The 12,209-nt window shown below is 60.2% G+C and carries 13 protein-coding genes; all 13 read left to right on the top strand.

From position 1 onward, the window contains the following. The first annotated feature begins 78 nt into the window (after window positions 1-78). The 13 genes from accB (at window position 79) to ACMRQN_RS01425 (ending at window position 12,075) form a co-directional block, all read left to right on the top strand. Window positions 79-1,965 carry an acetyl-CoA carboxylase biotin carboxyl carrier protein gene (accB, locus tag ACMRQN_RS01365; RefSeq protein WP_418733499.1) on the top strand — a complete coding sequence of 629 codons (1,887 nt, stop codon included), beginning with the start codon at window positions 79-81 and terminating at the stop codon, window positions 1,963-1,965. Beyond that, window positions 1,965-3,317 (top strand): acetyl-CoA carboxylase biotin carboxylase subunit, encoded by a 1,353-nt coding sequence (gene accC / locus ACMRQN_RS01370; protein ID WP_296060524.1) that lies wholly within the window; start codon window positions 1,965-1,967, stop codon window positions 3,315-3,317. Before accB ends, accC begins: the two co-directional genes overlap by 1 nt. Further along, window positions 3,314-3,667: an Asp23/Gls24 family envelope stress response protein gene (locus ACMRQN_RS01375; RefSeq protein ID WP_417295197.1), complete on the top strand. Its 354-nt coding sequence runs from the start codon at window positions 3,314-3,316 to the stop codon at window positions 3,665-3,667. The genes accC and ACMRQN_RS01375 overlap by 4 nt, the downstream gene beginning before the upstream one ends. Before the next feature lie 7 nt (window positions 3,668-3,674). Then, entirely contained in the window at window positions 3,675-4,346 is a 672-nt protein-coding gene (gene nusB, locus ACMRQN_RS01380; protein ID WP_418733500.1) for a transcription antitermination factor NusB, read from the top strand. Next, window positions 4,333-4,647, top strand: coding sequence for an exodeoxyribonuclease VII small subunit (locus ACMRQN_RS01385; protein WP_418733501.1), 315 nt, complete (start codon window positions 4,333-4,335; stop codon window positions 4,645-4,647). Before nusB ends, ACMRQN_RS01385 begins: the two co-directional genes overlap by 14 nt. Before the next feature lie 49 nt (window positions 4,648-4,696). Beyond that, a complete protein-coding gene (dxs, locus tag ACMRQN_RS01390; protein ID WP_418733502.1) occupies window positions 4,697-6,580 on the top strand; it encodes a 1-deoxy-D-xylulose-5-phosphate synthase in 1,884 nt (627 codons plus the stop codon). Between the two features lie 229 nt (window positions 6,581-6,809). Beyond that, window positions 6,810-7,046, top strand: a complete 237-nt coding sequence (locus ACMRQN_RS01395) for a helix-turn-helix domain-containing protein (protein ID WP_418733503.1) — start codon at window positions 6,810-6,812, stop codon at window positions 7,044-7,046. After that, the gene (locus ACMRQN_RS01400; protein ID WP_418733504.1) at window positions 7,043-8,323 is read left to right on the top strand and encodes a type II toxin-antitoxin system HipA family toxin; all 1,281 of its coding nucleotides are present in this window, start codon (window positions 7,043-7,045) and stop codon (window positions 8,321-8,323) included. The genes ACMRQN_RS01395 and ACMRQN_RS01400 overlap by 4 nt, the downstream gene beginning before the upstream one ends. 274 nt (window positions 8,324-8,597) lie before the next feature. Next, window positions 8,598-9,872, top strand: coding sequence for an ammonium transporter (locus ACMRQN_RS01405; RefSeq protein WP_418733505.1), 1,275 nt, complete (start codon window positions 8,598-8,600; stop codon window positions 9,870-9,872). 28 nt (window positions 9,873-9,900) lie between these two features. After that, window positions 9,901-10,239, top strand: a complete 339-nt coding sequence (locus ACMRQN_RS01410) for a P-II family nitrogen regulator (RefSeq protein WP_297155522.1) — start codon at window positions 9,901-9,903, stop codon at window positions 10,237-10,239. 153 nt (window positions 10,240-10,392) lie between these two features. Beyond that, window positions 10,393-10,824, top strand: a complete 432-nt coding sequence (locus ACMRQN_RS01415) for a Fur family transcriptional regulator (RefSeq protein WP_418733506.1) — start codon at window positions 10,393-10,395, stop codon at window positions 10,822-10,824. A gap of 112 nt (window positions 10,825-10,936) precedes the next feature. Beyond that, window positions 10,937-11,134 carry a DNA methyltransferase gene (locus ACMRQN_RS01420; protein ID WP_417296287.1) on the top strand — a complete coding sequence of 66 codons (198 nt, stop codon included), beginning with the start codon at window positions 10,937-10,939 and terminating at the stop codon, window positions 11,132-11,134. Continuing rightward, the gene (locus ACMRQN_RS01425) at window positions 11,098-12,075 is read left to right on the top strand and encodes a type IIL restriction-modification enzyme MmeI (protein WP_417296265.1); all 978 of its coding nucleotides are present in this window, start codon (window positions 11,098-11,100) and stop codon (window positions 12,073-12,075) included. The genes ACMRQN_RS01420 and ACMRQN_RS01425 overlap by 37 nt, the downstream gene beginning before the upstream one ends. Window positions 12,076-12,209 lie beyond the last annotated feature (134 nt).

Consider the following 12,209-nt stretch of genomic DNA (forward strand, 5'->3'; position numbering starts at 1 on the left):
AGAAGGCCGTTTGAGCGGCCTTCTCCTATAATTCTGATTTCGTTCTTTGACTTAAACAACCGAAGGAGGTGTGAGTTCATGCCACGGCTTCAAATTATGGATACCACCATCCGTGACGGCCAGCAGAGCTTGTGGGCCACGCGCATGCAGATTGGCGACATGCTGCCGATTCTGCCGAAGATGGACCGAGTAGGGTATTGGGCTATCGAGGCTTGGGGCGGCGCAACGTTCGATACGTGCCTCCGCTTCCTCGACGAGAATCCTTGGGAGCGCCTGCGCTCCATCAAGGCGAACACCCCGAACACGCCGCTTTCGATGCTCTCTCGCGGGCAAAATTTGGTTGGCTACAAGCATTACTCGCGCGAGATCTGCAACCGCTTCATCAAGGCGGCCAACCGAAACGGCATCCATGTGTTCCGCGTGTTCGATGCGCTGAACGACATTCGAAACGTGGTGGACAACGCCGACGCTATCAAGGAGTGCGGCGCACATTTCGAGGGTGCGATTTCTTACACCATCAGCCCTGTTCATACGCTTGACAGCTTCCTTGACTACGGTCAACAGCTCAAGGATCTGGGCGCCGACTCCATCTGCATCAAGGACATGGCGGGCATGCTCACGCCGTATCGCACCGAGCGCATCGTGAAGGCGTTCAATGCGGAAATCGGCCTGCCCCTGCACCTGCATTGCCACTATGTCGGCGGCATGGCCCCGGCAAACTACATCAAGGCCGCCGAGGCCGGTGCCGCGATCGTTGACACGGCGACCGCGCCACTCGCTTTCGGCAACTCCCAGCCCGCCGTCGAGATGCTTGCGGCGGCGCTCCAGGAGAGCCGTTACGATACCGGTCTTGACCTGGGTCTTCTGTTCGAGATTGCGGAATACTGGGAAGGCGTGCGCAAGCGCTGCCACTACAAGCGCGGCGTCTCCTCGCTCACGCACATGAAGGTGTATTCCCACCAGGTTCCGGGCGGCATGATGTCGAACCTCATGAGCCAGCTGGAAATCCAGAACGCCACGGACCGCCTGGGCGAGGTTATGGCCGAAATCCCGAAGGTCCGCGCCGAAGTCGGCTATCCGCCGCTCGTCACGCCGATGTCCCAGATCGTGGGCACGCAGGCCGTGTTCAACGTGATCACGGGCAAGCGCTGGAGCGTCGTGTCCAAGGAGATGAAGGACTACATCTGCGGCTACTACGGCAAGGCGCCCGGCCGCATGGACAAAGAAATCGTGAAGAAGGTCGTGGGCAACTCCGACGTCCTCGATCCCGATATTGCGCCCGGCTCTCTTGTCACCACGACGTTTGACGAGGTGGCAGAAGAAATCGGCGACCTCGCGCAGAGCGAGGAGGACGTCCTCATGTATGCGCTGTTCCCCAACGAGGCGCGCACGTACCTGAGCAAGCACCGCACGTCCGAGAAGGTTGACTTCTTGCTCGAGCAGGAATCGAGCGGTACCAAGGAGGAAGATTACGTGGATATCAATCAGATTCGCGAGCTGGTTCGCGTTGCCGAGGAAAGCGGCGTCGGCGAAATCGTAGTCGAGGAGGAAGGCACTCGCATCGCAGTGCGCATGCCCGGCCAGGCTGTGGCCGCCCCTGCGACAGCCGCCGTCCCCGCTGCAGCTCCCACCGCCGCCGTGGCTCCCGCCCCTGCGGCGCCCGCTCCCGCGCAGGAGAGCGAGCACCCCGCCAACTGGTATGCCGTGAAGGCGCCGATGGTAGGCACCTTCTACGCGGCTCCCGCTCCCGATGAGCCGCCGTTCGTCAAGGTGGGCGACGAGGTTGCCGCCAACCAGACGCTGTGCATCGTCGAGGCAATGAAGCTCATGAACGAGATTACCGCCGAGGAGATGGGCACCGTCCGCGAAGTGTGCGTGGAGGACGCCACCCCGGTCGAGTTCGGCACCGTGCTCTTCTACATCGAGCCGCATGCGAAGACCCCGCTTGTCTCGGAGCAGTCATAATGTTTAAGAAGATCCTCATCGCCAATCGCGGGGAAGTTGCGCTGCGCGTCATGCGTGCCTGCAAGGAACTCGGGGTGAAGACCGTGGCGGTTTACTCGACCGCCGACGAGGACACCTACCCGGTTCGCTACGCTGACGAAAAGGTTTGCATCGGACCTGCTCAGGCGAATAAAAGCTATCTCGTGATGTCGAACATCATCGAGGCGGCGAAGATTACCGGCGCCGAGGCGATCCATCCCGGCTACGGCTTTTTGGCTGAAAACGCCGACTTCGCCCGCGCCTGCGTCGACAACGACCTCGTGTTCATCGGCCCTTCCGCCGAGTGCATCGAGCGCATGGGCGACAAGTCCTCCGCTCGCGAGACCATGAAGGCCTGCGGCGTCCCCACGGTGCCCGGCTCCGACGGTTGTATCGACACCGTTGAGGAGGCGCGCGCCTTCGCCGAGGAAGTCGGCTACCCGGTGCTCATCAAGGCCACGGCAGGCGGTGGCGGCAAGGGTATGCGCGAAGTGCACGACCCGGCCGACCTCGAGTCCCACTACAAGGCCGCCCGCGCCGAGGCGGGTGCGGCGTTTGGCAACGACGGAGTGTACCTCGAGAAGCTCGTGCTGCGCCCTCGTCACGTCGAGGTGCAGGTGCTCGCCGACAACCACGGCAACAACGTGGCGCTTTGCGAGCGCGACTGCTCGGTGCAGCGCCGCCACCAAAAGCTCATCGAGGAGGCTCCGTCCCCGGCGCTTACCGAGGAGCTGCGCCGCGCGATGGGCGTTGCAGCCATCAAAGCGGTGCGCGCGGTCGACTACAAGAACGCCGGCACGATCGAGTTTCTGCTCGACACCACGGGCAAGTTCTACTTCATGGAGATGAACACGCGCGTGCAGGTCGAGCATCCTGTTTCCGAGCAGATCACGGGCACCGACATCATCAAAGAGCAGCTGCGAATCGCGGCTGGCGAGCCTATGAGCTGCGCCGATCGCGCCCCGTTCACCCCCTTCGGCCACGCGATGGAGTTCCGCATCAACGCCGAGGACCCCGATCATGGCTTCCGTCCGTGCCCGGGCAAGATCACGCGCTTCGAGCCTCCGATGGGCCCGGGCGTGCGCGTGGAAACCTACGTTCATGAAGGCTCCTCGATTTCGCCGTATTATGACTCCATGGTGGCGAAGGTCATCGTGAGCGGGCAGGATCGCGAGGAGTGCCTTGCACGCGGTCGCCGCGCGCTCGACGAGTTCAAGATCGAAGGCATCGCCACCACGTTGCCGTTCCACCGTCGCGTGCTCGACAACGAGGTGTTCCGTGCGGGTGAAGCCACGACTGACTTCATCGAGACCCAGATGGGAGACTTGTTATGAGTGAGTTGAACGTCGAAGGTATGGCGCTCGCCCCGGGCGTTGTGGAAACGATCGTGTCCATTGCGGTCAGCGAGGTCGAGGGCGTTGCGTGCGTCGGCTCGGCGGGCACTCAGGGCCGCGGCATCCGTGCCGTGTTCGGCCAGAAGCCGTCGACCCAGGGAATCGAAATCACCGTAAACGAAGATAACAAACTGGCAGTCGCCGTGCGCATCGAGGTCTACTACGGCTTCGTGCTTCCCGAGGTCGCATCCAGCTTGCGCCAGGCTGTGGCCGATGCGGTGGCGAGCCAGGTCGGCGTCGAGGTTGCCTCGGTCGATGTCTACATCGACGGCATCCAGTTCGCCGAATAGGAGATCAATGGCATCACGACGACATGAACGCACCGCTGCGCGTCAAAGCGCGCTCCAGGTGCTCTATACCAGTGAAATAAAGGGCACGCGCCCGTCCGATTTGCTCGATTCGGGCCTCGTGCTCGAAGACGACGGCAAGTCGCTTTCGGACTACGCGATCGGGCTGATCGAGGGCGTCGACGAGAAGATGCTTCCCATCGACGTGCGTCTCAATTCGACTTCCGAGAACTGGAAGCTCAACCGTATGCCCATCGTCGACCGCTGCATCCTTCGTCTGGCGACGTATGAGATGCTCTTCGTCGACGAGGTTCCGGTTTCGGTTGCCATCAACGAGGCGGTCGAATTGGCGAAGGATTTCGGCGGCGAGGACGAGTCGCCTCGTTTCGTGAACGGCGTTTTGGGCCGCATCGCGCGCCAGCTCGAGGAAGACGCGAAAGATCCCGAGGCGGCTCGCCGCCGCGAGGAAGAGGCCCTGGCGGCCTACGCGTTTCCGACCAATGAAGAAGATTCTGTAGCTGAAACCGCTGGCGAGCAGCCCGCAGCGGAAGGCGCCGTTGAGAACGCGCCCGTGGCAGAAGGCGAGGATACCTCGGCTGACGCCGTGTCGCCCGAAGAGCCGGTTTGCGCAGCAGAGGAACCGACCTGCGCTCCCGAGGAGCCGGCGAATGTCGGACTCTAACGCTGCATCGTACGATCAGGTTCGCGACCGCCTCGATGAAATTGTCGAGGCGGTAAGCGCGCCCGGCATCTCGCTTGACGAGGCGCTCGCGCTCTACGAGGAGGCGGTGAAGCTCGGCCTTTCCGCATGCGATCTGTCTGAGGAAGGCGCCGAGGAGCTTCTCGAGCAGGATGCTGTAAACCTCACAACCGAACAGGGCGAACAGGCCAACTGTGCCGACGCGTCCGACGATCAAAGCTCGCCTTCCCAGGGCGAGGCGGCAGCTGCACGCCAAGACGAGGCGGCGTCGGCTGCGCGATAGCACCGCTTTTGCGGCGAAGGCGCGAGGGGGAAAGAGGAGTTCTTGCATCATGGCGAATAAGCGCATACTTGACGTGGTCGATTCACCTGCCGACCTGAAACTTCTCACCGATGATGAGCTCTCGATTCTCGCTCGCGAGATCAGGGAGCAGATCATCACCACCACTTCTAAAACGGGTGGCCATGTGGCGTCGTCCCTTGGCGCGGTCGAGATTATTCTTGCAGTTCACAGCCTTCTCAACTGCCCTGAAGACAAGTTCATCTTCGATGTGGGGCACCAATCGTATGCGCACAAGCTTGTGACGGGGCGGCGCGATCGCTTCGATACGCTGCGCACGTTCCATGGCATCTCCGGCTTCCCGAAGCCTTCCGAGAGCGAATACGACGTACACGCCTCCGGGCACGCGTCCGATTCGCTTTCGATTGCCGTCGGGCTTGCCAAGGCGCGGGCGCTTTCGGGCGGCGCGAACAAGATCGTCGCGCTCATCGGCGACGCGGCGTTAGGCGGAGGCATGGCCTTCGAGGCGCTGAACTACATTGGGCAGGCCCAGCTTCCCATGGTCATTATCTTGAACGACAACGAGATGTCCATCTCGCGCAACGTCGGCGCGCTCATGAAGCACCTCGGCTATTTACGCACGTCATCGTCATATCGCACGACGCGCGACCGTGTGCAGGAGGCTATGGAGCAGTCGGGCGCCCTCGGCAGCGCGCTCATGCACTTCGGGCGCAACGCGAAAGAATCGATGAAGCAGTTCGTCATTCCCCACTCTATGATCTTCGAGCAGCTGGGCATCGTCTGCACGACGCCGGTTGACGGGCACAACATCCACGAGCTGAAGGAGATGCTCTCGACGTGCCTGGCGGCCGACGGCCCGGTGCTTATGCACGTGGTCACCAAGAAGGGCGCTGGGTACGGTCCCGCGATGGCGGAGCCGACGCGCTTCCATGGTACGGGTCCTTACGATATCGCCACGGGCAAGGCCATAAAGAAGCCCGCGAAGGCGCCGAGCTACACCTCGGTGTTCGGCGAGGCTCTCTTGAACGAGGCGCGCGCCGATGAGCGCATCGTCGCGATCACCGCTGCGATGGAAAGCGGCACGGGGCTTACCGCGTTCGAGAAGGAATTCCCCGACCGCTTCATCGACGTGGGCATTTGCGAGGAGAACGCAGCCGGTATGGCGGCGGGGCTTGCCATCGGCGGGCGCAAGCCGGTGTTCGCCGTGTACTCTACCTTCCTGCAGCGTGCCATCGATCAGCTCATCGTCAATAACGCCCTCATGAACCTCGACGTCGTGTTCGCCATCGACCGCGCGGGCCTGGTGGGCGCCGATGGGCCGACGCACCACGGCATGTTCGACCTGGTCTATACGCGCATGGTTCCCAATATGCGAGTGCTTGCGCCCTCCAACGAGGCGGAACTCGTGAACTCCCTTCATACCGCGCTTGCGCTCGGCGGGCCGTTCGCGGTGCGCTATCCGCGCGGCGAGGCGTGCGGCGTGCCCGTTCCCGACAAGCCCGAAACCTACGAGCCTGGCGTGTCTCGCCTGGTGAGGGAAGGGTCCGATATCGCGATCCTCGCGTTCGGGAATATGGTTGAGCCTGCGAACGAGGCTGCGGCTGTGCTTGAGGAAGCGGGCCTGCCCGTTCGCGTCGTCGACATGCGTTGGGTGAAGCCACTCGATACTGAGGCGATTCGCAAGGCATCCGAAACCCGTCTCGTGGTGACGGTCGAAGACGGTGTGGTCGCAGGTGGTGTCGGGGAAGAGGTGCTCGCCGAGCTCGCGCGCCAGAACGAGAAGGTGCCCGTGCTCACGCTGGGCATTCCCGATCGCTATATCATGCAAGGTGCCCCTGACTTCCTCATGCATGAGCTCGGCCTCGACGCCGAAGGAATCACCGCTGCCATTCAGGAGAAACTCGAAGCACTCTAACGAGGGCAACAGGCGATGCTTGTGCGTAGAAGGTGCTGACTTTTCGTCATTCCTGCATATACTCAGGCGAGCTCGTAGCGAAGGCGCGGGCTTTTGTCGTACCTTCGAGTCCATCCTCCAGCATCGGGGATTCAAAATACTTATCATTCGCGATATTGCGATACTATTAAATATTTTGTATATTTTTATCAACAGAATGAATATAATATATTTTGAACGGCGGCATAGCATGTGGACCAACGCTTACTCATACGAGGACATTGGCGAGTTCTTGCGTGAGGCACGCAGGGAGCGCGGCATCACACAGGTCGAGATGGCGAAAAAGCTTGGCTTCTCGTCGGTGACGCTTTCGGCGCTTGAGACGGGCAAGAACGTGTCGGCGTCCAAGGTTGACCGCTACCTGCAGCAACTGGGCTTTCGCATGGTCATCGTTCCCAAAGGCGCGGACGTGAAGGTGACCGAATGAGACAACTCGACGTATATCTGGGAGAAAATCTGATCGGACACGTTGTCGAAAACCGCAAAGGCGGACGCTTCGAGTATGAGCAAGCGGTCGTCGACAAACTCGCCGGTAGACCAGTGCTCTCGATGGCGTTTCCCGCGAAGGGCCGCCCGTTTGGCGAGGCAAAGACCTCTGCATGGTTCAACGGTTTGCTTCCCGAGGGAAGCCGTCGTGACGAGATTTGCAGGAGCCTTGGCGTCTCGCCCTACGATTGGATTGGCCTTCTCGCAGAGATAGGCTGGGAGTGCGCTGGTGCGGTAAGGGTGTTCGAGCGCGGCCGCAAGGGAGCTCGCGTATTGCGCCTCGAGAAGATTTCCCCATCGGCGTTGGCCGAAAAGCTCTCAAGCGCCACGGAGCGGCTTCCACAAGCGGAGAGCGGATTGTTTCGCATGTCGCTTGGCGGATTCCAGGAGAAGATGTGCGTTGTTATGCCGACGATTCCCGAGGGCGCGCGCTCCGTCACCGCCGATGACGTCCTGCTGCCGATGGACGACAGTCCCAGCACACATATCCTTAAACCTGAAAGCGAACATTACCCTGGCTTGGCGGAGTCCGAGGCCTGGGCCGTGACGGCAGCCGGGCACGCGGCGCGTGCGTCTAGGGTGGCTCTGCTCGACTTGGACGACGCACCGGGCACGCTTGTGGTCGAACGCTATGACAGAATTGTCGATGACGTCTCCAAGCGTGTAGTTAGACTCCATCAAGAGGACGCTTGCCAAGCGCTTGGAATCGATCCGCACGGTAAGTACGCTGCCGCGAGCGCGCCTAAGGGCGATGATCCAACGTATGCCGCAATCGCCGACTTGCTGCAGAAGTTCTCTCCCGACCCCGAGAGCGAGAAGGGAGAGTTGTTACGCCAGCTCGTTGCGAATCTGGTGCTTGGAAATTGGGACGCGCACGCCAAGAACACGTCATTTCTCTACCGCGAGCAAATGGTTCCCACGCTCGCGCCGCTCTATGACGTGGTGCCCATCGCCGAGGTTGAGCCCCGGACGGAGATCCTTTCCATGCGCGTCAACGGGGTGATAAACCCCGAAAAGCTTACGCGAGCTGACATTGTCGCCGAGGCCGCTGCTTGGGGATTGGGCGTGGCGGGCGCTGAGACGGTCATTGACTGCACGCTCCAGAATCTCGAGGAGGGCATTCGCTCCGCATCGATAGCGTACCCGGGTGCTGCGGCCCGCCATGAGGCCAAAGCTATGGGAAGGGTATGCAGGCTGAAAAGGGATTCTTGCCCTTGAGACGGCGGCGCCATAAGCGAGCGGCGGCACTCCAAGAACGGGGCACCAACCCTCACCTCATCGGCGAGCGGTGCTCTGAAATCCGCTTGAAACAATAACCCTAGGCCAAGTGACCTGGGGTTATTTCTTTTCTGTTTCGCTCGCGCTTCCCGTTTGTTACGGTGCGTTTGAATGAACGTTAACACTCGGCATTGCGCCGTTTGAGCCCGTCTCGAGGTGCGATTGTCTTTTCTGTCATACAGATGCACGTCTAGAAACAGAGGAGGTAAATGCAATGTTTGACTCGGGTAATACAGGATTCATGATCGTTTGCGCGATGCTGGTCCTGCTTATGACACCTGGCCTTGCGTTCTTCTACGGAGGCCTGTCACGCCGCAAGAACGTTGTCAACACTATGATCATGGTGTTCGGCGTCTTGGGCATCGTTGCAATCACGTGGACGATTTTCGGTTGGTCTTTCGCTTACGGCGGAGACGGTTCGATTCCGTTCTTCGGAGGCTTCGACCAGATCGGTCTTACGGGCCTGGTCGCCAACATCACTGGTGAGGCACCCGAAGCGCTGAGTCACGACTGCTACCCCGCGATGGCGGACGTCGTCTTCCAGCTGGCATTCTGCATGATTACCACAGCGATTATCACTGGTTCGCTTGCTGGCCGTATGAAGTATGGTGCGATTTGCGCGTTCGTGGCCATTTGGACCATCGTGGTGTATCCGCCGCTGGCGCATATGGTTTGGGGCGGCGACGGCAGCCTCATCGGCGACACCATCGGCGCGCTCGACTTCGCAGGTGGCGATGTTGTCCACATCTCCTCCGGCTTGACCGGCCTCGTTCTCTGCCTGCTTCTGGGCAAGCGCAAGGGCTTCGGCATGATGAGCTACCGCCCGCACAACGTCCCGTTCGTTGCCCTGGGCGCTACGCTTCTGTGGTTCGGCTGGTTCGGCTTCAATGCGGGCTCGGAGTTCGCGGCTGACGGCGTTGCGGCGCTTGCCTTGGTGAACACGGTTGTCGCATCTGGCGCGGCGCTCATTTCCTGGATGATCGTCGAGCGCGTGAAGGTCGGCAAGCCCACCCTCGTTGGCGCTGCCACCGGTCTTGTTGCGGGCCTCGTCGTTATCACTCCCGCTGCTGGCTTCGTGGAGCCTTGGGCCGCACTCGTCATGGGCCTCATCGTTTCCCCCATCTGCTACTTCGCGATTTCCTTCTGCAAGGCGAAGATTGGCTACGACGACGCGCTTGATGCGTTCGGTTGCCACGCAGTTGGCGGCATCGTCGGCGGCATCTGCACTGGCATCTTCTGCGTGCCCGAGCTTTCCTGGACCGACTTCGGTGGCCTTATCTACACCGGCGATGCTTCGCTTCTGGGCAGCCAGATTCTGGGCATCCTGATCACGATCGTGTTCGTCGGCGTGTGCGACGTGATTCTTGGCCTCATCGTGAAGGCGTGCTTCAAGGGTAGCCTGCGCGTCAGCGAGGAAGAAGAGGCGCAAGGCCTCGACGTTGCGGCACACGGCGAGTCCGCGTACCCTGCCTATATCGGTCTTGACTAGGCGAGTTCTAAGGAAGGAGTTGAAACCTATGAAGAGGATCACTGCGATTGTCCGCCCCGAGAAGCTCGAACCGCTCAAGGAGGCACTCTTTGCGGCAAAGGTTGGCGGCATGACGATTTCCCAGGTCAACGGCTGCGGCAGTCAGCATGGCTGGAAGGAATACTACCGCGGCACCGAGGTTCTGCTGAACATGGTGCCTAAGGTGAAGTTCGAGCTTGTGGTAGGTGACGAGGAGGTCGACGGGCTGGTGAAGGTCATCACCGAGACGGCGCGCACGGGTAACGTGGGTGACGGCAAAATCTTCGTCGCTCCGATTGACGAGGTCATCCGCATCCGCACCGATGAGCGCGGAGAGTCGGCGGTATAGGCCCGACAAGCGCTCGCGCGACAGCTTGAGTTCTCCAATTCAGAAGGCTCCGATGGATTTTCCGTCGGAGCCTTCATCATGCTTGCGTAAAGGTTCTGTTAATGATATATACTCCTATTAAGATTACGATTAGCAAGCTTGAAAAGAGGCGAAATGGCGAACGTATCGAAGGTTACGGCGAAAGCGGGTGCTGCTAGTTGCGCGGCGACGAGGAACACGCGACAGCGAGCGCTTGTGCTCGAGGCAGTTCGCTCGCTTCACAACCATCCCACTTCTGCGGACGTGTACGACGCGGTGCGCGAGAAGCACCCGAGCATCTCGCGGGCGACGGTGTACCGCAACTTGAACGTGCTGACCGAGCAGGGCGAGGTGCTCCATATTCCCGTGGCGGGCGGTGCCGACCGCTATGACTTTCGCTGCGATTGCCACTACCACGCGATCTGCCGCGAATGCGGCGTCGTCTACGACGTCGAGATGCCCAGCGAGGGCCTGCTTTCAAGCGTGCGCGACACCCACGGCTTCCAGATCGAGGGCTTCGACATCATCTTCACCGGCCTGTGCCCCGATTGCGCGGATGGGGCGTAAGTTGCCGAATCGCGCAATCTCGTGCAACTCTGCCTCTCGAAATGTACGGAGGGGTAGAATTGTGCCAGTGAAAAACTGGAGCGGAAGCGGTTGCGCATGAACACTAAGCTATCTGTCGCTGCGCAAGCTGGAGAACCGCGTGATAGAGGACTTGCAGGGCGACCAGATGGGCTTTGGCCTCGACGGGGACGCTGAGCCCATCGAAGTTTCCATCAACCAGTTCTACGGCATCGAGATCAACGACTTCGCGGTGAGCGTGGCGAAAACGGCGCTGTGGATCGCCGAGGAGCAGATGATGGAGGCCACGTAGGAGATCCTTTTGCGGGAGTTCGACTTCCTGCCGCTAAAATCCAACAGCAGCATCCGCGAAGCATCAATGCTTACCTGGCGGATGCGCCGAGCGTTTTCGTATGGAACCGCAGCAAGCCGCTATGCGACGTGCCTAAAATCGGAATCGGTTCACAGCCAATTGATGGCGGCAACTACCTATTCACTGAATTGGAGAAGGAAGGCTTCTTGGCGTCCGAACCTACTGCCGCACGTTTCTTTCACCCTTGGCTCGGTTCGCGCGAGTTTCTCCATGGCGAAACTCGATGGTGTCTATGGCTCGGAAATGCTTCCGTATCGGACATGGCTGCGATGCCGTGCTGCCAGGAGAGGGCTAATGCCGTACGCGACTACCGGCTATCAAGTAAAAGAAGGCAGACCTTGAAAGCCGCCGAATCGCCTCAGCACTTTGGCACAGAAATAATAGTGAAGGGCAGTTCCGTCCTCGTTCCCAAAGTTTCCTCGGAGCGGCGGCGCTACATCCCGCTCGGGTTCATCGGTCCCGAAACCTTCTGCAGCGACCTGGTGTTCCTGATTCCCGATGCCACCCTATATCACTTCGGCGTCCTCCACTCGCAATTCCATAACGCTTGGATGAGAACGGTGGCTGGGCGGCTCAAGAGTGACTACCGCTATTCGGGCGGTATCGTCTACAACAACTTCATCTGGCCGGATTCTACGCCCGAACAGCGCGCAGCTATCGAGTCCTGCGCCCAAGGCGTCCTGAATGCCCGCGAAGCACACCCTGGTGCTACGCTCGCTGACCTGTACGACCCCGACAAAATGCCAACTGACCTGCTCTCTGCGCACAAGGAACTCGACGCTGCAGTTGAAGCCGCCTACGACGTAGACTTCAACGGCGACGAGGAGAAGATTGTTGCCCACCTTTTCAAGCTCTATGCCGAAAAAGCAGGTGAGCTATAGTCGGTTTGCAGGCTTTCCGTTCGGTAAAATGCAGGCATTTCATTCGGTATTGTACAGATAATGACTTTCGCTTAGGTTTCAGCTTGGGTGAGTTATAAGCCTCCCATCTGCTATAATGCAGATTGGCAAAAAGA

It is taken from the genome of Ellagibacter sp., assembly GCF_048412355.1.
In the GTDB taxonomy this organism is placed as follows: Bacteria; Actinomycetota; Coriobacteriia; order Coriobacteriales; family Eggerthellaceae; genus Ellagibacter.